The sequence below is a fragment of the Brakhagea slesvicensis genome (assembly GCF_052161625.1).
Classification (GTDB): Bacteria; Planctomycetota; Planctomycetia; order Pirellulales; family Pirellulaceae; genus JBKCUI01.
Genome location: NZ_CP197412.1, coordinates 825061 through 851249, shown reverse-complemented (window position 1 = coordinate 851249; position 26189 = coordinate 825061). Strand labels below are relative to the sequence as shown.

The 26189-nt window shown below is 55.8% G+C and carries 16 protein-coding genes and 1 pseudogene; 12 read left to right on the top strand and 5 right to left on the bottom strand.

What is annotated here, in order from left to right; all coding sequences use genetic code 11:
- Window positions 1-534, top strand: a complete 534-nt coding sequence (locus tag SH467x_RS03270; protein WP_482369861.1) for a CinA family protein — start codon at window positions 1-3, stop codon at window positions 532-534.
- A 106-nt stretch (window positions 535-640) separates the two neighbouring features.
- Here SH467x_RS03270 and SH467x_RS03265 read toward each other — a convergent pair whose 3' ends face one another.
- On the bottom strand, window positions 641-2122 hold the full coding sequence (locus SH467x_RS03265; protein WP_482369860.1) for a sigma-54-dependent transcriptional regulator: 1482 nt from the start codon (window positions 2120-2122) through the stop codon (window positions 641-643).
- 401 nt (window positions 2123-2523) lie between these two features.
- Between SH467x_RS03265 and SH467x_RS03260 the strand changes: the two genes are divergently transcribed.
- On the top strand, window positions 2524-4362 hold the full coding sequence (locus tag SH467x_RS03260) for an ABC transporter ATP-binding protein (protein ID WP_482369859.1): 1839 nt from the start codon (window positions 2524-2526) through the stop codon (window positions 4360-4362).
- A 115-nt stretch (window positions 4363-4477) separates the two neighbouring features.
- On the opposite strand, the gene SH467x_RS03255 is transcribed toward SH467x_RS03260, so the two are convergent.
- Together SH467x_RS03255 and SH467x_RS03250 are read right to left on the bottom strand one after the other, a co-directional pair.
- A complete protein-coding gene (locus SH467x_RS03255; protein WP_482371336.1) occupies window positions 4478-5530 on the bottom strand; it encodes a protein arginine kinase in 1053 nt (350 codons plus the stop codon).
- 312 nt (window positions 5531-5842) lie between these two features.
- Window positions 5843-6517, bottom strand: a complete 675-nt coding sequence (locus SH467x_RS03250) for a UvrB/UvrC motif-containing protein (RefSeq protein ID WP_482369858.1) — start codon at window positions 6515-6517, stop codon at window positions 5843-5845.
- A gap of 124 nt (window positions 6518-6641) precedes the next feature.
- Here SH467x_RS03250 and trpE point away from each other — a divergent pair, with 124 nt between their 5' ends.
- The 5 genes from trpE to SH467x_RS03225 all read left to right on the top strand — a co-directional run bounded on the left by trpE (window position 6642) and on the right by SH467x_RS03225 (window position 14575).
- Entirely contained in the window at window positions 6642-8150 is a 1509-nt protein-coding gene (gene trpE / locus SH467x_RS03245) for an anthranilate synthase component I (RefSeq protein WP_482369857.1), read from the top strand.
- Complete coding sequence (gene epmA, locus SH467x_RS03240; protein ID WP_482369856.1) at window positions 8147-9115, top strand: EF-P lysine aminoacylase EpmA; 969 nt, start codon at window positions 8147-8149, stop codon at window positions 9113-9115. The genes trpE and epmA overlap by 4 nt, the downstream gene beginning before the upstream one ends.
- Window positions 9116-9173: 58 nt before the next feature.
- The gene (locus tag SH467x_RS03235) at window positions 9174-11228 is read left to right on the top strand and encodes a molybdopterin-containing oxidoreductase family protein (protein WP_482369855.1); all 2055 of its coding nucleotides are present in this window, start codon (window positions 9174-9176) and stop codon (window positions 11226-11228) included.
- Between the two features lie 139 nt (window positions 11229-11367).
- Window positions 11368-12252, top strand: coding sequence for a lipoyl synthase (gene lipA, locus SH467x_RS03230; RefSeq protein ID WP_482371335.1), 885 nt, complete (start codon window positions 11368-11370; stop codon window positions 12250-12252).
- Window positions 12253-12724: 472 nt separating this feature from the next.
- The gene (locus tag SH467x_RS03225) at window positions 12725-14575 is read left to right on the top strand and encodes an RNA polymerase sigma factor (RefSeq protein WP_482369854.1); all 1851 of its coding nucleotides are present in this window, start codon (window positions 12725-12727) and stop codon (window positions 14573-14575) included.
- 32 nt (window positions 14576-14607) lie between these two features.
- On the opposite strand, the gene SH467x_RS03220 is transcribed toward SH467x_RS03225, so the two are convergent.
- Both SH467x_RS03220 and SH467x_RS03215 read right to left on the bottom strand, forming a co-directional pair.
- Window positions 14608-17187 carry a dockerin type I domain-containing protein gene (locus SH467x_RS03220; RefSeq protein ID WP_482369853.1) on the bottom strand — a complete coding sequence of 860 codons (2580 nt, stop codon included), beginning with the start codon at window positions 17185-17187 and terminating at the stop codon, window positions 14608-14610.
- Window positions 17188-17521: 334 nt separating this feature from the next.
- Entirely contained in the window at window positions 17522-18031 is a 510-nt protein-coding gene (locus tag SH467x_RS03215; RefSeq protein ID WP_482369852.1) for a hypothetical protein, read from the bottom strand.
- Between SH467x_RS03215 and SH467x_RS03210 the strand changes: the two genes are divergently transcribed.
- From SH467x_RS03210 to SH467x_RS03190, 5 genes and pseudogenes are all read left to right on the top strand, one after another.
- Complete coding sequence (locus tag SH467x_RS03210; protein WP_482369851.1) at window positions 18021-19028, top strand: hypothetical protein; 1008 nt, start codon at window positions 18021-18023, stop codon at window positions 19026-19028. The genes SH467x_RS03215 and SH467x_RS03210 overlap by 11 nt on opposite strands.
- Before the next feature lie 35 nt (window positions 19029-19063).
- Entirely contained in the window at window positions 19064-20488 is a 1425-nt protein-coding gene (locus SH467x_RS03205; RefSeq protein WP_482369850.1) for a tyrosine-protein kinase family protein, read from the top strand.
- A 17-nt stretch (window positions 20489-20505) separates the two neighbouring features.
- Window positions 20506-21339: an ExeA family protein gene (locus SH467x_RS03200; RefSeq protein ID WP_482369849.1), complete on the top strand. Its 834-nt coding sequence runs from the start codon at window positions 20506-20508 to the stop codon at window positions 21337-21339.
- Between the two features lie 124 nt (window positions 21340-21463).
- On the top strand, window positions 21464-22543 hold the full coding sequence (locus tag SH467x_RS03195) for an exonuclease domain-containing protein (RefSeq protein WP_482369848.1): 1080 nt from the start codon (window positions 21464-21466) through the stop codon (window positions 22541-22543).
- Between the two features lie 600 nt (window positions 22544-23143).
- Window positions 23144-26041 (top strand): annotated as a pseudogene (locus SH467x_RS03190) (vitamin B12-dependent ribonucleotide reductase); the annotation flags it as partial.
- Between the last annotated feature and the right edge of the window lie 148 nt (window positions 26042-26189).

The window sequence follows — 26189 nt, the reverse complement described above, 5'->3', positions numbered from 1 at the left end:
GTGAACACTCCATTGTATTCCACCCTATCGGTTTTCACTCTATTGAAGATTCGAAACAAGCTGCGTAGCTCGGGGCACCAACTCGCTCTAGCGGAGAGTTGTACATCAGGCTTGGCGGCCGCGGAACTGGGAAGAATACCTGGAATCTCTGAGTTTTTTTGCGGCTCACAGGTCGTGTACCAGACGGAGAGCAAAACGGCTTGGCTAGGAATCGATCCATCTGGTTTGGCCGACCCGGATCGTGGACCTGTCAGCCCATGGGCGAGCGGGCAACTGGCGTTGGCCATGCTAGCCCATACGCCGCGCTCGACCGTCGCCGCCGCGGTGACTGGGCATCTGGGGCCAGGTGCCCCCCCAGGCCTCGATGGTGCGGTTTATTTCGCCATTCGCTTCCGAAGCGGGGCGTCGCAAGAGCTTGGGATTCGACTGGCTGCCGGCCCCCCCGCTGACGCGGAGGATTGGGAAAGCCGAACGCGCAGACAGCAAGAAGCGGTCGCTCGGTTTTTAGATTGGATCGCCCTGCAGCTGCCTTGAACACACCGAGCTGGATTGCAGATACCGAGTTGGATTGCAGCGCAGGGGAAAAGCTCCGAGACAGTCGTTTCGTGCGTTTTGCGGAATATCGCTCACCGGGAGCGAGCTATCGAACGGGTGATTCGTCGATCCCGAGCTTCTTCATTTTTTTGTAGAGTGTTGTCCGATTGATCCCAAGCAAATCGGCGGTGACGTTGCGATTCCATTGATTGGCCTCGAGCGCGGCGCGAATGATCTGGCGCTCGGGTTCCTCGAGGGCTTCGCTCAACGTCGCTATCGCACCCGGCACTCTAATGACTGTCGCCGGCGATTCGTTGGGACGCAAGGCCACCGACGAAGAACTTGGCGCAGCTAGCTGGCCCGTTTGCTGCGAGGCGCGGGATGAGTTGGATTCCGGTGCAAAGGGCACGGTACGCAGCAGGCTGGTCGGTAATGCGTCCCGTCCAATCGTGCTCGATTTGGTCAGCAGCACAGCGCGCTGCACCGCATTTTCCAATTCTCGAATATTGCCCGGCCAGGAATGCTCAAGCAATCGGTTCATCGCGTCGCTCGTAAATCCATCCACTGATCGCCCGTGTTCTCGGCAGGCCGTTTGTAAGAAATGGTTTGCCAGGACGGGGATGTCATCGCGACGTTCTCGCAAGGGAGGCAGCTCGATATGAATCACATGGATGCGGTAATACAAATCCTGCCGAAATTTTCCATCCTGAACCGCTTGTTCCAAGTTTTCGTTGGTCGCGAGTACAACGCGCGTATCGACGCTAATCGTCTCGGTACCACCGAGTGGCTCGAACTCGAATTCTTGCAAAGCGCGAAGCAGTTTGATTTGCAGCGCGGGGGTGGCCGTACCGATTTCGTCCAAGAAGAGCGTTCCCCGATCCGCTGCTTGGAACTTCCCAATCTTGTTCCCCATGGCGCCGGTGAACGCTCCAGCAACGTGGCCGAAGAGTTCGCTTTCCAGCAGGTTGTCGGGCAAGGCTCCGCAAGCGACTTCCACGAAGGGGGCTTTGCGACGCGTCGACTTCTTATGGATCGCGCGAGCGATCATGCTCTTTCCTGTTCCATTTTCTCCCGTGATGAGAACGGTAGCCTTCGTATCGGCCACTTGGTCAATCGTGTCGAAGATCTTCAGCATCCGAAGGTCGTGGCTCAAGACGCTTTCCAAACCGAATCGCCGATCGAGTTCCGCTTTCAAGCGAGCGTTCTCCTCGACAATCGATTTTTGGCTTAGAGCCCGTTCGATGGCTGTTCGCAATTCGTCATCGATGATGGGTTTGGTAAGAAGCTCGAACGCCCCTGCGGCAATGGAGTCGCGCGCCGCATCGGGCCCCGCATATCCAGAAATCATGATGATCGGAACATCCGGCTTCACCTTCTTGGCCTGCTTGAGCAGCTTGATACCGTCGCCATCGTCGAAACGCACATCGAAAAGCATGAGGTCGAATTCGCGGGCGCGGAATACTTGCGAGGCTTCGGCGCAGGTGCTTGCTGTCTCGACCGCGAACCCCTCTTGTCGAAGCCAATCGGCCATCGATTCCAAGAGCCAGCGGTCGTCATCAGCGATCAGAAGCCTTGTTGGGGATTGCATGCGTTTTGTTGAATAAAGGAGACTGGATTGCGATTCGGGAATCAGCCTCCGATGCTTCTTCGCAACCGATTTGGGCGCCAGTGGGGTGCCAATGTTGCGAGCACGATCCTTCTCCTTGAATCTAGGTTGACTTTTCGCAACATGCGGTCTGGAATCGACGCAAGGGCTCCCAACATGCAGGCCCAAGCCCTATTCGCCCCGTAAAATCGTCAGAGTCGTTGCGACCGGCAAGCTTTCCTCGACCCCCAACTGAATGCTCGCGAGTGTTGGCTGATAGGGTTAAGGAGTCGTACGACTACCAACGGCTCGGAGGTTCCAACTATAGTAGAGCGAGAAATGGAGCTCGGCCGAGCATGGTGCGAGCATTCGCGACAGGGCACCAACAACAAGAAGAGTGAACGATGCAGGTTGTCTGGAAAAAGCTTGCCGAGGGTCAGTCGGTACCGACAAGCCGTTGGCTGGCGATCGGTTTTGGGGCCCTGTCTGCAATCGGCCTCCCCTTGCTCCTCGCACTCCTGGGCTGGTTCACCGAGTTGTTGTTTGAAACGGGAGGGGAAGCGATCGAGAGCGGCGCGGTTCGCGAACTCCCAAGCCTCCTGACATTGGGGAATTGGATCCAGTTATCGACCGATTGGCTCCCGAGTGGAGGCAGTACCCTTCGCTGCGCTCTTTGTTTGATTGCATTGATCGCATGCGTGTTCGCGTTAGAGCGATGGACACTGCACGCGACCCGGGCTGCATCTTTGCAAGCAGCGTTGTATTGGACTTCCAACTTGCTGCAGCGGCTATTCGATCAGTCGCGGGCATTGTCAACGGATCAGGGTATCTCGGGTCAGCGTCGCATCCTACGCGATCTGATCCAAACCGACTTGCCTCGCGTACGCGAGGCCCTCACAGATTGGTATCGCGTCTTCCCTCGCAACCTGTTGCAAATCGTGCTCTGCGTAGCGCTAGCATGTCTGATCCAGCCGTGGTTGACACTTCTGTGCATCCTAGTGTTTATCATCCTTTGGGGGCTTACGAGTTCACTCGACGCGGTGTATCGCAAGCAGCGACCGGTCTATCTGGAGCGAAGACGGCATGCGCATGAGCAGTTGATCTATTTGTGCGAATCCTCACCGCTGCTCGAATCTGTCGATTCTCGGATCGATACGAGGCAGATGTTCGACAGGCAAGTCGACGCGTTCCATCAGGCGCACAGCAAGTTAGCCGACGACGGAGTGGTGCGTTCCCCTTGGTTGCTGACGGCAACCGTGCTTCTCGGCGCTTTTTTGCTTTTCGTCATTTCCGTTCGGGTCTTGGAGCCAGGCTCGCCACTCGGGGTGGGAGAATTCGTCGTGCTCATTGGGTGTGTTCTGGTCTCGGTGAACGGAATCTTTCGCATTCGCAGATCCTTGAGGAAACGGAGCAATGCGATGCAGGCTGCGAAAGCGATTTCAAGCTACCTGGCGGTTCCTTCTATGCGAGTCGGCGCGGCAGGCGCACCGATCGATGCGAATATTGCGAACGGAATTCGGTTTGAAAATGTCAGTTTTCGCGACACGGACCGAGCCAAGATTCTCGAGGATGTGAGTATCGATTTAACCCCAGGCAAGCTGACGGCTATTGTTTCGTTGGATGCTGCGACGGGGCAAGCGATCGGGGAGATGATTCTGGGATTTGGGTTACCTGCGAGCGGCCGAATCTTGATCGACCAACGCAATTTGATCGATCTGGATCCGATTTCGATTCGACAACGAACCTTGCTTATCAATGAGCGAGGTCCGATTCTCGATGGATCGCTTGAAGAAAACCTTTGGGCAGGCATGCCCAAGGATGCGACGATCGACGTTCTCGACTTGGCGCGCCGCGCGCATGTTGCGGAGCCGATTCTCAATCTTTCGGATGGATTGGGTACGGTCCTATCTAGCAACGACGAACGTCTTCCTCCGGACCAATTGTTTCGATTGGGCGTCCTCCGAGCGTTGATCAAGAAGCCATCGGTGGTGGTGGCCCATGAGCCGAGGCAGCGCGTGTCGGTTCAAGAAGAGCAGGATTCGTTGCGGGCTTTAGAATTACTCCGGTCCCTCCGCACAATCTTGGTCGTGCTACCGGAGAGGCTGAGCACGTTGCGACGCGCCGATCAGATTTTGGTCTTCAAGGACGGAAAAATGGTCGCGGCGGGGACGCATCCACAGCTGCTCGAGCAAAGCGAGATCTACCGACACTTCAACTACATGCGCTTCGCCATCAGTTCGTAATTCCCAGTAACGGACAACCAGCAGGTACCCATCCACCACAGAGCGATTGGGGCATCACAGAGCGATTGGGGCATCACAGCGCGATTGGGCATCACAGCGCGATTGGGGCATCGCGTCAGTTTTGCTCGGCGTTTTGGGATTCGTTAGCGGACGGAGGTCGACGTGCCAGGTGTTTTTGAAGGTAGAGGGCACGCTCGATATTTCGATCGGTCACGCTGAGTTTGTGGCCGCTGATTTTTTGCAAATGGGCGGGCTGCGTTTGGATGAAGAGTTTGTTCAAGGTTGGGATTTGGACTTGATCGATCAGTCCAAGGTTCACGCCCATCCGCACCTTGCTCAGGTAGTGCATGGTTTCTTCGGAGCTGATTTTCTTGGCGGTGCAGAGGATCCCTAGCGCACGGCTCACATTGTCGTGAAGGTCCTGTTTGTTTTCGTCAAGCAGGAACTCGCGAGCTCGGCGTTCGTACTCGATCAATCGAGGGACGACCTCGCGGACCTTTTCCATGAGAAACTTCTCGGACCTTCCCAAGGTGGTTTGGTTGCTGACTTGGTAGAAATCACCCATGAACTGGGAGCCTTCGCCAAAGAGTCCCCGCACGGCGACGTTGATTTTGTTCAATGCGCGAAAGACTTTGTCGATCTGTTTTGTAGCGACCAATGCTGGAAGGTGAAGCATGACGCTAACTCGCAAACCGGTCCCGACATTGGTGGGGCATGCGGTCAGATAGCCGTATTTCTTCATGTAGGAGTAAGTGAGTTTGCTTTCTAATTGATCATCGAGTCGGTCGATGCGTTCCCAAGCCGCGTCGAGATCTAGCCCGCTTTGCATAACCTGGAGGCGGAGATGATCTTCTTCGTTGACCATGACACTGAATCGCTCGTTGGGATCGAGGATCACGGCCCGCGCGCCTTGAGCTTCGCTGAGTTCATGGCTGATCAATTGGCGTTCCATCAAGAATTGGCGATCGAGATCCCCTAGTTTGGCGACATCGACGTACTCGGTGTCGGCGGAAAGCGGGAGGGAATCGAGAGCACGGTGAACAGCCGTGGCAATGTCGGTTCGATCCTTTGGGGTGCACTTTCGAATGAATGGGAAATCAGCCAAGTTGCGAGCAAGCCGAATACGACTGCTAATCACGATGTCCGACTCGGGCCCGTGACCTCGCATCCATTCGCCACTTTGTTGTGCCAAGTCTTCGAATTTCACGTTGATTGGTTCTTTGTTTCAGCGGAGAGCCAAAAAGGATTGGGGGTTGTGATCTAGGGAGCCGGTTTGCCAGGATAGCGGTTCGCGACGGTGACAGTCTAGTGACGGCGACTGTCTCGTGACGGTTTCGTCGCGCGTTGCGTTCGGCAATGCTGCGTTGGAAAGTGTATCGAGTCGATCGCCAGGTGGGTATCCACGACAGTCCCTTCCAGCGATGAGCCCCTCCTGGGATGGGGCTGTTACTCCGGGGGACGCGTTACTCCGGGGGACGCGTTACTCCGATGGACGCGGCGGGGAGTCGTCACTGCTGATGTCATCGCCGAGGTCATCGCTGGCAAGGTCATCGCTTTCGAAGGCGTCCTGAGCCGACGAACCGGTTGAGGCACTGGTGGGAGATTCTGATTGAAAGCTTTCAAAGCCTTCCACGTCCGATTCCGAATCTTCAGCCCAAGTTCCTGATTCAATTGCCGCGATCTGGTCTCGCAATTGGCTCGCGTTTTCGTATTCCTCCTTTTTGATGGCCTTTTTCATTTCTTCCCGCAGTTGGGCGAGCTGCCGTTGGCGTTCCGGAGATCCCTTGCGATTGGCGGGGATTTTACCGGTGTGTCCCAAGGCCCCGTGGATATTGATCAGGAGGGGTTCGAGGTCTTCTTCGAAGACGATGTAATCGTAGGCGCACCCAAGCCGTCCGCCTTTGCGGAACTCGGCGAAGGTGATGCCGCAGACGGGGCAAGTCTTTTTATCGCTGGCGGCGATCTCCTCGGCTGCTTTGTCCATTTTCAGCTGTTTAGCCAAGATCCCGGAAAGTGCCGAAGCTGGACTGGAGCCTTCACCTGACAGAAAAATCCGAGCGTGTTCTTCGCACAAGTGGAGTACCTTCGGACCCTCCGGCTCGGTGAGCTCGGTGATGTGGAAGGTGGCTGGTTTTTCGCAGTGCTGGCACTTCATCTTGGATTTCTCTCGCAGGCAGTTCGCGACCGAGGCGTTCGTTGGTAGTATAAGCGTCTGTGTCCAATCGGGCGATGCGGTCGGACAAGCGAATATGCCGCGTTTTGAAAGCTAGTTTGACGGGATGAGCACTTTTCCATCATTTGACGAATTTCAATCACTGGCTCCTCAGTTCGACCTCATTCCGGTTTGGAAACGGCTTCTTAGCGATCACCTTACCCCTGTAACCGCCTTTCGACAACTCGATGACGGCATGAGCTCCGCATGCTTGTTCGAAAGCGTCGTCGGCGGCGAAAAGATCGGTCGTTATAGCTTTATCGCTATCGGTCCGCGAACCCGTATGGTCGCTACGCGCGATCAGGTCGAATGGCATGAAGATGGGAAGGTGACCCAGCATCGCGTCGATGATCCGCTTGCGTTTCTCCGGGACCAAGTCTCCGGGAAGAAAGTGGCGACCCTCCCTGGCCTTCCTCCTTTTGTCGGAGGAGCAATCGGCTTTGCTGGTTACGACGTCATCCGTTACGTCGAGAACCTGCCAAACGCTCCAAAGGATGATCGACATCTACCCGATCTGGATTTCGGCTTTTACGATCAACTCATCGTCTTCGATAATGTAAACAAAACAGTCCTCGTGCTGCAGTTGGTCGCCATCTCCACGGATAAGGATCCGAGCAAGACTCGAGAAGCCTACGACGCTGCCTCGGATGCAATTCAATCCACTATTGAAAAGCTTCGTCAACCGCTGCCTCTCACCGCGGTCGAGGAGATCGATACGACCCATGTCGTCGCCGATCTCCCGCAATCGAACTTCACGCGCGAAGGATTTGAGGAGGCGGTTCTCAAGTGTCGCGAGTACATCTTGGCGGGTGATATCTTTCAAGTCGTATTGAGTCAGCGATTCGAAGTAGAAGCATCTTGCGATCCGTTTGAAATCTACCGAACGCTCCGCGTAGTGAACCCGAGCCCGTTTATGTTCTTTGTGCGGACACCCTCCTGCTCGCTCGTTGGCAGCAGCCCAGAAGTGATGTCTCGCGTCTTTGATCGAGTCGTGACCGTTCGCCCCTTGGCAGGGACGCGTCCCCGCGGCAAGTCCTCGGAGGAGGATCGTCGGCTGGCCGACGATCTTATCAACGATCCCAAAGAGCGAGCCGAGCATGTCATGCTGGTGGATTTGGGACGGAATGATATCGGTCGCGTTGCCAAGTTTGGTTCGGTCCGCCTCAGCGATTTGATGGTGGTCGAACATTACTCCCACGTGATGCATATTTCATCGAATGTGACCGGCGAATTGCGCGAGGATATGGATGCGATGGATGCCTTCAAGTCCTGTTTGCCGGCTGGCACCGTAAGCGGGGCCCCCAAAGTACGCGCAATGGAAATCATCGATGAACTAGAACCGACTCGGCGAGGACCTTACGCAGGTGCCGTTGGGTACTTTGACTATCGCGGAAATATGGACACCTGCATCACGTTGCGGACCATGGTCATTTGCAATGGCAAGATTTATGTCCAAGCCGGAGCTGGGCTCGTGGCCGACAGCGACCCTGCCAGCGAATACCTTGAAACGGTGAACAAGTCGAAAGCGCAACTGGCCGCGATCGAGATAACGAAAAAGCGTCAATCGGCATCATGAACCGGCCACGCGCTCCACACTTGCTCCGGGAGAATCTTCAGCGAAGGGCCGCGATGCTCCGTCAGCTTCGAAGTTTTTTTGATGAGCGAGGGTTCGTGGAAGTCCAGACGCCGACACTGTGCAGCGAGACGGTGATCGATCGCCACCTGGACCCAATCTCTGTGACGCTTTCCTTGCCTGGAAACGGAGAGCAAGAATGGTTTCTCCAAACGTCGCCCGAACAGTCGATGAAACGATTGTTGGCGATGGGGATGGGAAGTATCTATCAAATCGGTCCCGTTTTTCGAGCAGGAGAACTGGGACAATGGCATAACCCTGAATTCACGATGGCGGAATGGTACGAAGTCGGGGCCGGGCACGAGCAAGGCCTCCAGCTCTTATCAGATCTTTTGACCGTTATGCTGCGAACCTCCCCTGCGAAGCGTGTGACCTTTTCCAATGCGTTCGAGGAAGCGACCGGACTGCAACTCTTTGATTCGGGCATCGACAAGTTAGCGAAATGGTCTGTGAGACAAGGGCTCGTGGAATCGGTCGATTGGTCCGATGACTGGGACGATTGGGTCAATCTGATTTTTTCCGAACGAGTGCAGCCCCGGATGGGGAGCGATTCCCCTGTTTTGATCACCCATTTTCCAGCCACGCAAGCGGCATTAGCGGTCGTATCGGCTGAGGATCCTCGAACGGCAGAGCGGTATGAACTCTTTTATCGCGGAGTGGAGTTGGCCAATGGGTATCACGAGTTGTTGGATGCAACGGTATTGCGAGAGCGCGATGCAATTGCCAATGCGCAGCGGCTTCGGGACGGTAAAAGATCGCTTCCACCGTGCGACAAGCTGTTGCGAGCGATGGAGCAGGGGATGCCGAACTCCTGCGGTTGCGCCCTGGGGTTCGATCGATTGGTCATGTTGGCTTGCGAGTCCGATCGATTGGCCGACGTCGTCGCATTCACTGCCCAAGAAGCCTAGCTAGCCCCTATTGCGAACTCTTATTTTGCGAACTCCCACTTAGCGCGAAAGAACGACGATGACCCTTCCTGTACTCCCGTCGACCACTCAAGTTCTTCCGTCGGTTTGCGCTTTGGATTGCCCCGACGCATGCTCGCTCCGGATAACCGTCGAAGATGGAAAGGTCACCAAGCTCGCAGGGGATCCCGATCACCCGATCACCCAAGGGTTCGCGTGTGTGAAGATGGCTCGCTATCCCGAGCGTCAAGAGCAAGCCGACAGGCTGCTCTATCCACTGAAACGAGTGGGTGCGAAAGGGGAAGGCCGGTTCGAACGAGTCAGCTGGGAGCAAGCGATCGACGAGATCGCAACACGCACACGCCAAATCCTAGCATCAGCGGGTGGCGAATCGATCCTTCCGTATCACTATGCCGGAACGATGGGGGTGATCGAAGGGCAGATGCCTCTCGCCTTCTTCCGTCGAATCGGTGCCGTGGAGTTGGATCAAACCATTTGTGCCTCCACGGGAGGGACCGCATGGGAAATGAATTACGGCCCTAACAAATTGAGCACTGATCCGGAGGATTTGGCCCAAGCTCGGTATGTGGTTCTTTGGGGCATCAATGTCCTTCGGAGCAATTCCCATCTGGCTCCGATATTGAAGGTAGCGAGGCAGCAAGGAGCGCGAATCTTGCATATCGACCCCTATCGCAACGAAACCTCTCGATTCGCGGACGAGCACTGGCAGATTCGCGTCGGCACCGACACGGCTTTGGCACTCGCGATCGCGAACGAGATCTTTCGAAACGGGTGGGAGGACACGGATTACTTGAATCGATACGCGCATGGCATCGAGGAGTTTCGGCGCGCCTGCGAGCCTTGGACACTCCAGCGCGCTTCGGAGTATTGCGATGTACCGTTGGAAAACCTGACTCGAATGGTGCATGCGTTTGCCACGAGTCCGGCGCCGTTTATCAAAGTTGGCTATGGCATGACTCGCAACGAGAGCGGCGGAAATGCAATCCGAGCGGTTACCCTGTTGCCCGCTCTGGTTGGTGCGTGGAAGAAGCTGGGCGGTGGTGCAGCCCTTTCGACCAGCGGCGCTTTCGGGCTCCATACGGGGGCCGTGAACGGAAACGAAGATTATCCGCCGAGCAGCAGGCATGTGAACATGAATTTGCTGGCCAGCGAGCTAACTGCGGAGCCAGCCCGAGTGCATGGATTGTTCGTATTCAATTCGAATCCCGCCGCAGTTGCCCCCGATTCGTCGCGCGTTCGGCGAGGATTGGCCCGAGACGATCTATTCACCGTCGTCCTCGAGCACTTCCAGACCGATACGGCCGACTATGCCGATTTCTTGCTCCCCGCTACTACGTTTCTTGAGCATCACGACGTTTACACTTCCTATGGGCATTATTATTTGCAATATTCCGAACCAGTCGTTGCACCTAGAGGGGAGACGCGTCCTAACAGCTGGATCTTCAAACAGATCGCGCAAGCGATGGGGATTGAGGTAAAGCCGTATCAGATGGATCGGGATCAGATTTTGGAGGCGTTGCTCTCCAGTTCGAATCCTTGGTTGGAGGGGATCGATGCGGCGCGATTGAAGAGCGAGAAGTCGATCAAACTCCGGTTTCCGCATGCGTTCCGGCCCTATGCCGACGGAAGTCACTTTCCAGACCGCAAAATTCGGTTTTCTCCTCCCCCTGAGCAACTGGAGTTTGAGGAAAAACTTTCCGACGCTTTTCCGATGCGGCTGATCTCACCGCCGGGAAGTCACATTCTGAATACGTCGATGGGGAACGTCGCGAGCATCTTGAAGTTAGCCGGGGGAGAACCGCAAGTCGTCATCCATCCCGCGGATGCGTTGACCCGAGGAATCTCGGATGGGGAGCGCGCCATGGTTTCGAGCCCGACCGGATCGATTGTCCGTCGTGTTCGGGTGAGCGACGAGGCCAAAGCAGGAGTGGTGGTCGCACTCGGGCAATGGTGGCCCAAATTAGCCCCGGATCGCAAAAGCCTCAACGATATCACCAGCGAACGATTGACCGATTTGGGAGGGGGCAGCACGTTTGGGAACGTTGCCGTCCAAGTTACGAGGATGGAACCTTCTCGGTTACAACTGGAAAAATAGACGCCGCTTGGTACAGTGGTCGGTGATAGCCGACGAGAACCCGTCCACCAGAAAGATCCTTGACAATATGGAACTGCCGGTCATTCAATCGAACAGCAGCTCGGAATCCGCCGATTCACCATCCATCGATTCACCATCCATGGGGTGTATGACCGCTCCGACCTTTGAGCCCAGCAGGCGATTGCCGTCTTGGTTGCGGCGCGAAGTGCCGAAAGGGAACGAGAATCGATTTACCTCCGGTTTGCTGAGCGAGTTGAAACTGGAAACGGTCTGCGAGAATGCAAAGTGCCCAAACCGCATGGAATGCTATTCGCAGAAAACAGCTACTTTCATGATCCTCGGTAATGTCTGCACGAGGCCTTGCGGATTCTGTGCGGTGCAGCGAGGCAAGCCTGATGAATTGGAATTGGATGAACCGGAGCGAGTCGCAGAAGCGGCCCACCGGTTGGGGCTGCGACATGTCGTGATCACCTCGGTCACGCGCGACGACCTGCCCGATGGAGGCGCGGAGCACTTCTACCAATGCGTTCTCGCGGTGCGCAAGAAGACGGGGGCGACGATCGAAGTGCTAACCCCTGATTTTGTACGGCATAAGCATGGCCTGGATCGGGTCATCGAGGCAGTGCCCGAGGTTTTCAACCACAACATGGAGACAGTCCCACGCCTCTATCGAAGGGTTCGAGGTCCTAAGAGCGATTACGCTTGGACATTGGAGTTGCTACAGCACGTCAAGCGGTCCAATCCCGCGATCAAAACCAAGAGTGGATTGATGCTTGGGTTGGGAGAAACGCGCGAGGAGCTCCTCGAATGTTTAGCGGATCTTCGACGGGTCGATTGCGACTTCCTTACCCTCGGACAGTACTTGCAACCCGGCCCCAAATACTTGCCCGTCGAACGCTATGTACATCCCGATGAATTCGAAGAGCTTCGAGGCATCGCTAAAGGAATGGGGTTCAAGCGAGTGGCATCGGGGCCGTTCGTAAGATCGTCCTACCACGCCAAGGAAATGGCTGACGCCGATTGATGCAAATTGACACAGTTGTCAGGGTAATCCTGGCACCGGCCGGCAGCCGATTGTGGTAGCCCGAATCTAGTTCGTCTCGCACCGGTTTTGTTCATCGTATTTTTAAAATAGTTTCACCAATCGCTTGCCATTCAGCCCGGTGCTGCCTAACATAATGACATAGGCCTTGCGGTTATCTGAATTTCGGGCGTGATCAGATAGCTGTAAGGCCTTTTTTCGTTTTTCCATCTGCGTGCAACCGCTTGGCAATCTCTCTTTAAGAGCACTCTCTCTTTAGGTGCATCCTGTTCTTTAGGTGCTCCTGTATCGAACGCGATCTCGTGGGGCGTTTATTCACGGTCGGAACGGGCGCGAGCTCCGTGGAGCTCCCGATCGTTTTGCGGCGTCAGAAAAATTCTGATTTTCCTCGCCTGGGTATTCGTGTTTCGTGCACTAATAGACTGGACGCATCCCAGCGAAGAGAAAAATTGAGATGGAATCACGCACTACACATTCCCGATTGCAATTGCCCTCGCCATCGACGTATCCGCACTCCAGTATGGTGTCGTTGGATGCGCAGAATTATTGGGCGGAAGCATCCGACGAGGAGCTCTGCGACATCGTGGCGCGCACCGGGTCGCGCGATGCGATGGAAGCGATCGTTCTGCGACATAGCCCCATGCTTTGCCAGATCCTTTCTCGGTGGTTGCGAGGCTGCACCGATCGCGAGGAAGCTTACCAAGCGACATTGATTGTTTTGTTGCAGTCGATCCCTCGCATTCGAAAGCGAGCATCTCTCAGCAGCTTTGTTTTCGGTGTCGCATATCGTGTTGCGAAAAGGATACGTCAAACGCGATTGCAAGAATCCTCGCGATGCGAGCCCATGACACTAGATGATATCGCTAGCCCCGATTCCGATACGACAGAAAGACCCTTCGAGCTGCTGGCAATCCGTTTGCAGTTGGAGGTACTAGATGAAGAGTTGAAGCTGCTCCCCGAATCGCTTCGCTCGCCCATCATCGAACACTACTACGCGGGGCGATCCATTCCACAGATTGCGGACGCGATGCAATTGTCGGTGAGCGCCGTCGAGGGACGCATCAAACGGGGGAAAATGCAGCTCCGGTCACGATTGGCGTTGCGAGGTGTCAGCGTCAGCGCATCCCTCGCGGCAATCGCAACGATACCCAACGTTGCGACCGCTTCCGAAATGAACCATTGGTTGCACCGATTTTGGAATGTCTATCCAAACGATTCTCACAACCCGACCTCGCCAGACGGCTTGGTCTCCTCTTCTACTCTTCAACGTCTCGTCCAAGGAGAATTGGTTATGAAATGGTCTGCTTTACAATCCCCGTTGGTTTGGAGCGGCGCGGTCGCCGCGATCACATTGCTGGGAGTCGCCTCCATTCCCCTGAGCCTCCCCGCACAAGGTGAGTCAGGACAAATCGCCATCACGAGCGCGCCAACGAACGATGATTCGACACCTGTCTCCATCGCACAGCAGGGGAGTTTCCAAGCGTCAGGTGGAGATCCCAATCTGAAAACGAACAATGAGCCAGCCGATTCGAACGATCCATTCGATCCATTCGGTGGTTCAGAACCACCGTCGATGCCACCGTTGATGAATAATAAGAACCCGATCGCCAAATACACACCCGCACCGCCCAAAACGACGACCTGGCAAGTGCAGGGGCCTCTACCTGGTTGGATGGATGGGGAACTGGATCAAGAGGAAATAAAGACCGCCGACGCACTACGAAACAAGTTGTCGAAGACAAAGATCGATGTCCAGTTGAGCGGAGTCCCGCTTTCCGCGGTTTTGACATCGATTTCGGATCAAATCGGAGTCGATTTCTTCGTCGATGAGAAGGCGCTCGAGGAGCAAGTCGTTTCGCCGGATGAGCCGATTACGCTAATGTTCAAGAATCAAGTCGCCGTTCGTGACGCGCTTTCCTTGATACTGAAGCCTCTGGAGCTGACCTACCATATTCGACATGGGATGGTCGTTGTCACGGGCCGTGATCACGAGAAGGAGACAGTGCGAACCTACGACTTGAGTTACATCCTTCCCGACAACAGCACGGTGCATGAGCTGATGGCGGTTATCCGAACCAGCGTGCAACAGGATGTGTGGGATATGAGCGGTGGAACCTCTACCCTCGGAGTGTTTGGATCCATGTTGATCGTGAACGCGAATGAAGAGACCCATCAGGATCTAGAGCGACTGCTCCGAGAATTGGCGCGACAAAACCGAAGTCACATCCAACCCGCTCCTCCTGCTCCGGCTCCCGCGAACGGCTCGATGGGGGGCATGGGAGGTGGTTTTGGAGGTATGTTTTGAGGTTAGGGGGGCGATGTGAACGGAGTGATCGATCACGAATAATCCGCCACGAGCTCCATCCATTCGTCGAGCGAAAGCCCATCAACCTGAGCAACAGGTTGTTTCTCGGCGGGGCGTTTTGGACCGACTAGGGAGCCGTTTTCGGGATCTTCCGCAAGGGATGCGGAAGCGATATCCAAAAGGGACGGGGTTGCTTCGCCCGATACGCAACTAAAGGCGGAGCAAGCTGGGCAGCCGCATGTTTCCATCCCATCGGCGGCTCGTCTCGCCAGAGTGCTGGTGCTTCGCACGATCCGTGTCTCGCGGTCTACCGATTGCAAATCATGTACAAACGACGCGAATGGCAAAACCTTGCCCTGGTTCGGGGCTTCCCCTTCGCCACTTCCGCTTGAGTTGGGGCCGACTCCGTTCCTGTTGATGTAATTGATCACTAGCAGGACATCCAACGGGTCAAGGACTCGATCACCGGTCGGGTCCCAATAGGGAGGCGCGGTAAGCCCAGAACCCTGCAATGCACGGCTACCACCGCGATTGATCTCGTTGATGAGGAGCAGGACATCCAAGGGGTCAACGCCTCCCTGGTTATTGACGTTCTCCGGGAGGGTGGGGTTTTGCCAAGGGCTGGGAGGAAGGTAGATCCCGAAGTCGGTATGGGAAATGGCGGCACTAGCCAGGACAACCGTTTGCAAACTGGAAACAGGGTAGCTTGATTCATAACCTGAGGTGGGCCCACTCACGCGCAGGTTGTAGGTTCCAGCTGGGAGATGCGGGAATGAATAGCTTCCATCGCTTCGAGCCACCGTTGTCGAGCGAGGTCCAAAGCGGAGATTGTCCAGCTTGACAAATGACTTGTCGAATCCTCTCGCAATCACATAGGAGATGTTCGGGGACGTGGAGCCGACCTCGAGCGTCACCCGTTGTCCCCCCAACAATCCTTTACGTTCCGATCTTGCTACGAGATTGCCAATGGCATCGTAAGCGTCCAATCGGACATCGGTGTCGTCGATCACCGCAAACACATCGATCGATGCGAAAGTCGTGTTGGCGTCGAACCGAGCTCGAAGCTGTTGGTCATCTCCGGAAAACGAGTCGAGGATTGTCCCGTTGATCGCAACCGGCTTGAAGACTTTGGTCCCCGTGGAAGCGGCGGAGTCGGTGAGGACTGCGATCCGACCGTTGGTGTTATTTCCAATCGTATCGATGCGGACCCCATTTTGCACCGTATTGAGTTGACCGTTGCCGAAGTCATCGGGCTCCAGAGTACGCTGCAATTGGAGGACTTGACCGGCCCCGTTCACAAGGGCGATCGTGGCGCCTGGAAGACCGTTTTCGTTAGCGTTCCAAGTCCCGTTCTGGTTGGAATCGTTCCAAACAAATCCATTGATGCCGGAGACAATCGTCACATCCGGTTGTGCCCCCAACACGCCTTGGAACAGATTGCTAGTGACGCCGAGATCCGCATCGATGGCTCGAATCTCGATGGAACCTGTGGTGACGCTCAACGGAATCGTGACGTCGACATTTGTTTCGTAGGCTCGAGGGGTAGCGATCGTCGTCCAAGCTCCTCCGTTGAGTCGGTACTCGATGCGATCGATCGTGTTGAGCGTAATGTTGTTCTGCAAACCGGAGGAGTTGAGATTCGGCAGCGCTTGGGCAGCGGCTCGGCCGACGAATCGATAGTTCGCGCCGTTGGCAGACATCCGCCCCGTTCCTTCCAGCAACAACGGAACATCGAGGACGTCAAAGATGCCATCACCATCGGAATCTTTCCAGCCGATTTGCGCCAGAGTCGAGTCGGGCGACACAAGACTCGTGTAAGCGGTTTGAAGCGACGTGTCGCTCGACATGATGCTCGGCTGCTGCACGAAGCCGCTTTGCGGATTGAGGTCGACCGCATTGGTGTTCTGCGCGTTGTAGTAACCGCGTCGTTGGTAGTAATTGCCACTGCCCGGATATTCATCGCGAGCCCAGAACATATGGCCCGTCTCATGCGTGAACGTCGATGCAGGACGATCCGACGGAACTACTTGGAATAGCCCGCCGGCAAAAGCGAACGCTCGGGAAAACGATCCGCCAACTGCAAAAGAGTCGTCGGCGTCGTTGCGAGAATTGACGACGAAAATTGTGAACGACCAGTCGGTGTCCCATTTCTGACGCTGCGCATGGTTGAATGCGCGCATATTCGTCTCGAGATCTGGACTGCTAGCATAACCGATGTCGGTCAAGAATTCGGAAACCCACAAGGAATAGGCGTTCGAGTTTCGGTTGATCGGTTCGTAAGAAATCGGTGGTTGGTTGTCGACATAGGTTCTATCGAGCACCCATTCCAGCGTATGAACCGACGACTTGGTGGCCAGAAGCTGCGTCCACCAGTTCAGTCCCGTTTGAATGTTCGAAAAGACCTGCTCTACCTGGGCCGGGGACCAATCCTCCGTGCTTGGATCGATGGACCCATCGCTCTCCAGAAATACGGGAGTGACAGCAATCCGGCCAAGCATGAATTCGCCGGTATCCTCGGGCTCCGCCCCAAACGGTAGGGAAGCCATGACGCGACGAGACTCCAGGATCTCGACTCGGAGCCGTCGAAGGTTCTTTTTGCTCGCTTTCGCCATATGCTGCTTCGTCTACGAGGGAAACAAACGCCGTCTATTGGATGTTAGCCTGCCGAAAAGATTCCCCAAACTCTATCGAAGAAGAACGACTTTTCTCCCCGGGTAAACTCTACGCATTTTAACGCCTATTCCAGTTTTCCGTTCGGCGAGCCTTGCTCTGAGCCCCTTTTGCGAGCTGCCGAGGCAAGCGGACTGTGACTTTTGGCCAACACCAAACCCGTAAAGTGCTCTTCACGCGGCCAACCGACGATCCTAATCTTCGAGACAATCCGTAGACTCGGCCGAACCGGAAAAGTCGTTGTACACGGAAAAGTTAAAGAAACCGTCACGATCGTTACGATGAACCAGAGACGGTTCCATAGCCTCGCCACAGGACGGCGTTGACTAGTTGGATCGAAAGGAATCGACCCATGACAAATGAAATGCCAACGAGAAAAAGCCCGACGAGCCGCGCCCGTGATTGGGGAAATACTCCCATTTTGTTCTCGTTGAAAAACGTGCAGCCATTATTGGTCGCTGCGCCGCCTCGACCGGAGGGGAATGTCGCTGCGCCTCCATCGATCGCTGTCGATACTGGCACGTCAACCGCTCCCGTTCCAACGCCAGCCCCATTTTCTCTTGAACCCGAGGGACCGAGGGTCAAACCCAGGGCGATCTCGAAATTGGGATCCCTGCTCAAGAACAGCATTGCCGTCACTTTGCTTGTGCTGTTGGTTCTGTTGGTGATCAAGATCTCCGTCAGCGATTCCCCGCTTAGCAAGCAATCTGCAAATTCGTCGACCGCTTTAGATGCGTCGCCCGTGCTGGATTCGTCCCCCACGCCGGAAATCGCCTTGGATACCATCGTCGTTCCATCGCCAGCAGCTCCGTCGCCAGCCCTTACTTCCGCGCCGGTTGCGGTTCCGAACGTTGAAACTGCTTCGGCAAACGAATCCGTTGCAACCGTACCTCCCGTTCAACCTCCATTGCTACTCACTGCATCGAATCCAAATCCTCCCTTGGCTGAACCGGCAAGCTTGATTCCTGCCAGCAGTGAAAGGGGGCCGACCTTTGAAGGAATTCGAAGTCCTGTCGGGGTCGGGGAAGAGGAAATTCCAACTCGAATTAGCCAACCGACGCCATCGCCTACGTACAGCACGATGAAGCCGACGGAAACCGCGCTTCCTCTCGCGGGAGGAGACCCCATTTTTTCCACACCAAACCCCGTGGTGACACCAAACTCCGTGGTGACACCAAACCCAGTCGTGACACCAAACCCCGTGGTGACACCAAACCCAGTCGTGCAGGAGCCTCAAGGGGGACTGGACATCAGTATCCACACCACCGCCACTCCCGATCTACCAACCGATTCGGTGATCGACCTCTGGAATCGCGCCAATGGCAAAGTCACCAGCGCGTCCCCCGCGACGTTGAAGCAACCGGTACCCTACGCACCGGTGTCGACTCAAGCCACATTGCCGTCCGCACCTTCTTCCTATCAACCGATCTCGACGGGTTGGGATTTTGCAAACCCTGCCCTACCCGTCTCCAATCCGACGTCCTTTCCCAACTCTCCGAGCAGATCTGCAACCAGTGGAGCGACCAATCCAACGATCTCGAGTCCGACTCCTTCCTGGTCCAATCTAACACCTTCCGGGCAGCCGAGCGCAACGACTCCCCTGTCGGGTCAGCCTTACCCTCCTAAGGCACAGGAGTACCGTCCATTGACCGTGCAGCCGACGGAACCAGTAGTTGCACCGAACACGCCGACAGGTACCGTCAATCGCTATCAACCGATTCGGCAGCCGGCGGGAACCGCGACGGGAACGGGCACTTCTTTCGGCTATCCAGCGATCCAATAGGCGACGACTCCAACCAACACACAGGTCGACAGAACATGAGTAACGAAGTCAATCAAGCCTACTTGCGTGCCTATATCAAGAATCGGGTTGCGAACCGACCGAGTCCCGACTCTTCTTCCCCATTGCCATCGAAAAACACGTTGAACGGTGCAGGCGAAACCGAAACGACCTACCGACGAGCGGACGTGGGGGCACCCGGAGCGCCGGCAGCACGCCAATCGTCCCCCTTGGCAAAACCTATCTCGACCCATGTTTCGGCGCCCGCCCCGCGTGCACCGGAGGCCCCGCCTCTTGTGCCGGAAGACGTTCGTGGCGTATGGTCTCCCCTCGGAGCCGAGCGTGGAATGAAGGGGACGGGGGTACTCCGTGCTCAGCCTGCGGTGGTCGTGAATGGCGTTCCGACGATGGTTGTCCATCCCGAATCTTTGGCGCAGCCCACCGCCGCGCCGCCGAACAAACCGATACCCCGCAGTGTCACCAGTCCGGCACATCCTTTTCCATCGATCCGGATCGACTCCGGCCATGGCAAAGTCGCTTCCCATTTGGCCCCTGTAGCTCCTACCCCTGCTCCTGCCCCTGCTCCGGTTTCCCCCAAGGCTCATCCCCTGGCGCCACCGCAATCCGTCGAGCGTCCAGCCGCGACCGTTTCGAGTGAAGAAGTTCGCGTGATTGCCGACTCGGAGCCAATGACATCGCACGCTACGCGAGCACCGATTTCACAGCGACATCCAGCGACTGCTCCTCCGCGGATGGATCGCAAAGAAACGAATAAAGCGACCGCCGAAGTTCCCTTGCCCGTTGCGTTTCGTCCCTCTTGGGAGGTGGACAAGTTCTTTTGGCCTGAAGTGCTCCTCCAGCTGGAAAAGTCCAATCGCTCCGCCTTTGATCAAATCGGGCATCACCTTCGTTTGGCAAATCAAGACGGTTTGCGTGTGATGGCGATCACAAGCGGTGAACGCGGGGTCGGGCGCAGCACCGTCGCCATGCACTTGGCCCGCTGTGCAGCCGCCGCGGGATTGCAAGTCGGATTGCTGGACGCCGATACCTGTTATCCGAGCCTGATCGATCAGCTCCGACTCGATATGGAGCACGGATGGCAAGACTGCCTGTTTGAGAACGTTCCGCTCGAGGAAGTTGCTGTTCGTTCGGTGGAAGACAATATTACCGTCTATCCTCTCACGTCCATCATCGCGGCTCAACAGCTTCATGCTAACTTGAATCGCATTGCCCGGATCGTCAAGCGGGTAGCTTCGGTGCACGATATTGTTTTCCTCGATTCGAATCGATTGAATCTGGAGCAACGGGACTTGGTGGGAGTATCGCAAGAGTGCGTTGTGGATGCAGCGGTTCTCGTAGTGGATACGGAGTTGAGCATTCGAGAGAAAGTCGACACGGCGAATAGCATTCTCCAGGGGATGGGGATTGCTTCGGTCGGTATGGTCGAGAACTTTCACGCGTAAGAGAAGGGTTTGTGGATATGTACGAGTCGCATTGGAATCTGGCTGAACGACCGTTCGAAGCGAAAGCCAACGAGAACTCGTACTATCCATCGGAGAGCCATCAGGCGGCGGCACTGAAGCTTGGTTACGCGATCGAGCAACGTCGCGCGATCGCGGTTCTTTGCGGGGAATCAGGGTTAGGGAAAACCATGATCCTCGAATCCTGTCTCGAGCAACTTGCCGATTCGTTTTCCCCGATCGCCCGCGTGGTTTACCCCGCGATGCCTTCGGAGCAATTGATCCAGCACATCGCCCGGCAAATCGGACCGCAGGAGAAGGGATCCTTATCGGATTTGGCCCGGTCGATCGAATTCTTGGATCGCGTCCTCCGTCATAACGTTGCGCAGAATTTGCACGCTGTCGTCGCGATCGACGAAGCGCATCTCCTGTCCCAGTTCGGGTCGTTGGAAGGGGTCCGATTGCTTCTCAATCTGGCATCCGATTCTTGTCTCCACGAATCCCCGATCACCCTCGTCCTTTGCGGGGCGACATCCATCATCTCGCAGCTTGCCAAAAGTTCGTCGCTGGAGGATCGCATCTCCGTTCGATGCGTTCTCGAACGATTTTCGCTCGACGATACGACCGCCTACATCCAACATCGAATGCGTCAGGCGGGAACGGATCGAGATGATATTTTTTCGGCTGCTGCCATCGAAACCGTTCAGCTATTGTCGATGGGAGTTCCCAGGCGAATCAATCGCTTGTGTGATCTAGCGTTGATGATCGGTTTCGCGCAAGATCTCCAACAAATCGATCCTCGAACCATCGAAAATGCCCATCGCGAACTCTCTTCGGTTCGCCACGCCGCTTGATTTCTCCGGTGATGCAGCACCAGCAGTCGTTGATCGGATGATCGAAGCTTGCCAGTAGCAGTGGGGATTGCCTCAGGCTAAATTGTGGGTCGCTGTTTGCCGATTCACGAGAGAAAGTAGAGGCATGGAACGCATTGTTGCGATCGATTTTGAAACCGCCAACCAACAACCCAATTCGGCTTGTCAGGTAGGTTTGGTGGTCATGGAGGGATTCGAGATCGTGTTCGAACGATCTTGGCTTATCCGGCCTCCGCGATTGTTTTTTTCGCCACAGTGTGTTCGCGTGCATGGCTTGACCGCTCGCGATTGCATGAACCAGCCCACTTGGGAGGCGATTTGGCCGGAGATCCGTGAAATTCTCCGCAAAAGTGTCTTGCTCGGGCACAATGTCGGATTCGATGCGCGGGTTTTAGCGGAGACTTGCAAGCACTACGAGCTGGCGATCCCCCCGCTGGAGATTCAATGCACACGATTGCTCGCGAAACGCGTTTGGCCGGCACTCGATGGACATGGTTTGGCAAACGTCGCTCAGCATTTGGGACTTTCGTTTCAGCACCATGACGCACTGGAGGATGCGAGGGCGAGCGCAACGATCGCTCGCTTAGCGCGCGAGAAGACGCGTACGGGAAGTTTCCTGGAACTGGAGGAATCGACCGGACTGCTTCGAGGTGCGATACGCGTCGATCGGGTTCAGCATCCGCGGGCCATCCGATTGCACCGCGAGCAGAGCGAAATCGAAGTCCCGGTCCGTGTGCAATCCAAGGTGTATCGAGCCGATGGTGTTCCCTCCGCGTCGTCTCAAGGGGTGAGGCGAGCCAAGGCGCTCTCGCAGACGATTCTCGACCGAGCCGCATCGCTCCAGCCGTTGGCGGGCAAGCAGGTGGTGCTCGTAAACAGTTTGCTCGGGCTGGATCGGCAGGAAGCGATTCGCTTTCTCGAATCCTTGGGGGCCGAGGTCCACGCGCAGTTGAACTTCAAGATCCAGTACGTGATCTTCGGTGTTCCCTCGGCGGCTGCGGCTACCCCCTCTCTTTTCAGCGACGGGACCTTCTTCGGGGTCGCCGAAGGAACGGATCCCGAGGTGAGCCGGATCACTCTCGAGATGGAAAAACGAAGAGGTTTGGGGCAAACGATCGTCAGTTTGTCCCAGCGACAATTGCTGGCAATGATCCCGTGTGCGGCAGAAATCGTTCGAGGGGATTAGCGAAACTATGCCAAATGTCTGCCAAAACAAATTCCCTTTTTTTCCCGATGGACCAGACGTGTCATCGCCTTGTGCGAGATTGTCCTAAGTCGTCGCAGGGCAATGCCTTAAGAGGGGTTTGGATCGTTTTCCGAACAAGTGGTTCCACCGAGAGGAGGCACCTCAACCCTTGAACTGCCAAGCTCTTGCGCGACCCTGGTCCACAAGTTTGACTGGGGTTCCAGCAATCGCTAAGATGCTCGCCATGACGCAACATGTTGTGCCAGCATTCGCGTAGAATACTACCAGTAGTGGTGTTTCGCGAGGCTGGCGGATGTGGATTCTGGGTTCAGAGCTGTTGGCGGACGAAGGAGCTGTTAGCGGCCTGCTTGGAATCGCAGTCGGAGGCTTTGTGGAGGGTACGAAACCCGTCGGCAAGGGAAGTTTCTATTCATTCGGTAGCAGGGTGGCTCGAACAGTGGTCGGTTCGTTGGACGTCAATTTGCTGCCAACTTCATATTTGATTCTCGAAGGAGTCGCACCAGTATGGCAATTGTAGAGATGGGCCGCGATAGCAAGAAAAGATCTCGGACGACGCATGAGGCACGCGGCGATCGGGGTGGGTTGAAGATCGAGTCCCGATTCTGTCCAAACGACGTCGCAGATCCATTCGATACCGTGCAATGGGAATTGCGCAGTGCGGCGATCAAAGATGAGTCGGGGAAAGCGTTGTTCGAGCAAAAGAACTGCGAGATCCCATCCGACTGGAGTCAGCTTGCAACCAATGTTGTGGTGAGCAAGTATTTCTACGGCGACCACAACAATTCCAATGAACGAGAGTCATCCGTTCGCCAGTTGATCCATCGTGTTACACGCACGATGGCCGATTGGGGAATCGCCGATGGTTACTTCGACACCCCAGAGGATGGCGAGCGATTCTACCGCGACTTGACCTGGCTCTGCTTGCATCAATATGGTTCGTTCAACTCCCCGGTATGGTTCAACGTCGGACTTTATCAGCAGTACAACGTAACCGGGGCCAAGTGCAATTGGCATTACAACGTCACGACCGGCCAAGTCGAGCAGCCAGAGAATCCCTACGAGTACCCCCAAGGGTCCGCATGCTTTATCCAAAGCGTGGAGGACAACATGGAGGACATCATGCGCTTGGCGACGAGCGAGGCGATGTTGTTCAAGTTCGGCTCGGGAACAGGAACCGATTTGTCGACCATTCGCAGCAGCCGCGAGAAGCTCTCGGGTGGAGGAAAGCCGAGCGGTCCTCTCTCCTTCATGCGAGTTTACGACCAGATCGCTGCAGTGGTGAAGTCGGGCGGGAAAACGCGCCGCGCCGCCAAGATGCAATCGATCAAAGTCTGGCACCCAGATGTGATGGAGTTCATTGAGTGCAAGTGGAAGGAAGAGCAAAAAGCTCATGCACTCATCCGCGAAGGTTACGAGTCGAACTTCAACGGAGAAGCTTACTCGTCTGTCATGTTCCAAAACGCGAACTTGTCCGTTCGCGTCACCGATGAATTCATGTCCGCCGTTGCCGACAACAAGGCTTGGAAGACCCGTTGGGTGAGCGACAAGTGCGAAGCGGAGCCACCGACTTATCAAGCGCGCGACATCTTGAATCGTATGTCCGAGTGCGCGTGGCACTGCGGCGATCCCGGAGTGCAATACGACACGACGATCAATAAATGGCACACGTGTCCTAACAGCGGCCGCATCAACGCCAGCAACCCGTGCTCCGAGTACATGTTCCTCGACAACACGGCTTGCAACCTGGCTTCGATCAACTTGATGAAGTTCCGCCGGGACGATGGCACGTTTGATCACGATGGATTCACGGCAGCGTGCCGCGTCTTCTTCATCGCCCAAGAAATCTTGGTCGACCATGCGAGCTACCCGACCGATCGCATCGCATTCAATAGCCATTTGTTCCGTCCTTTGGGGCTGGGCTACTCGAACTTGGGCTCCCTCATTATGACCTCGGGAATCCCTTACGATTCCCCCGAGGCGCACGGCATGTGCGGTGCGATCACCGCGTTGCTGCATGGCGCAGCGAACTTGACCAGCTCCGAAATCGCTGGTGTCGTAGGAACCTTCACCGAGTACGACGAGAATGCCGAGCCGATGATGCGGGTTATGCAAATGCACCGCAACGCCGTCGAGCAAATCGATTCGTCGGGACCAGCTTATTTGAAGGATGCCGCCCGCTCCGTCTGGGAGAAAGTCCTGGAGTCAGGGCATCGCAACGGATTCCGCAACGCGCAAGCGACGGTATTGGCCCCCACCGGCACCATCAGCTTCATGATGGATTGCGATACGACCGGTATCGAGCCCGATATCGCGTTGGTGAAGTACAAGCAGCTGGCGGGTGGAGGTATGCTGAAGATCCTGAACAAGTCGGTGCACATGGGATTGAGAAAGCTGGGTTACACCGAAGATCAAATCAAGTCGATTGAGGCTTATATCAACGACAGGGATACGATCGAAGGAGCTCCAGAACTGAAGACCGAGCACTTGCCGGTGTTCGATTGCGCCTTCACCCCCGCCAATGGGACGCGCAGCATTCGCTGGCAAGCCCACGTGGAGATGATGGCAGCCGCTCAACCGTTCTTGTCCGGAGCGATTAGCAAAACGGTGAACATGCCTAAGGAGAGCACGGTCGAGGACATCGGTAGTGCTTATTTCTGGGGCTGGGAATTGGGTCTCAAGGCGATTGCGATCTATCGCGATGGATCCAAGCAGAGCCAGCCTCTTTCGACCAAGTCGGAAGGGAAAAAGGCGGAAGAAGCGGCCGCGAAGACGGTGGAGAAGATTGTTTACAAACCTCGTCGCGAACGATTGCCCGACACTCGCAACTCGGTCACGCACAAGTTCAGCATCGCAGGGCACGAAGGCTATATCAGTGTCGGACTTTATCCAGATGGGCGTCCGGGCGAAGTCTTCATCACGATGGCAAAGGAAGGAAGCACGGTCGGCGGCTTGATGGATAGCTTCGGCACTGCTACCTCGATCGCTTTACAGTATGGTGTTCCACTCGAGGTGTTGGTGAACAAATTCAGTCACACCCGATTCGAACCGATGGGACATACGACCAATCCCGATATCCGTATCGCCAAGAGCTTGATCGACTATATCTTCCGTTGGCTTGGCTTGACCTTCCTCGATAGCTATCGAGAAGAGCACAAGATGAAGTCGGAAATGGCATCTCCCTCGGCAGCGACGGTGGCATTGACCTCGACCAAGACGCCTGTCAATGGAAATGGAGCGGAATCTCCTTCGCCAGTTTCCTCCTACACCAAGGCGCGATTCGTCGGTTTCGATAGTATTCCTGCTCGCGGGAATGGATCGGAAGGCTCTGGTTCCGCTCAGAAAGCGGAGGGGCGGGATACGCAATTTGCCGGATTCCAAGGTGACGCGCCGAGTTGTGACAACTGCGGTGCAATCACGGTCCGTGCTGGAAACTGCTACCTCTGCCACAACTGCGGTAACAGCCTCGGCTGTAGCTAACGAATCTCGGTTGTAGTTAGCGAAGATGCAACACGACAACGGTCGAGGATGACATCGCGTCCAGCAGTCGTCCTCGACCGCTTCCCACTGTAGAGCCGTCGTCTCGACGGCTTCTTTCGCCTGAAGGAAGAATTTGGCGTGGCATCAG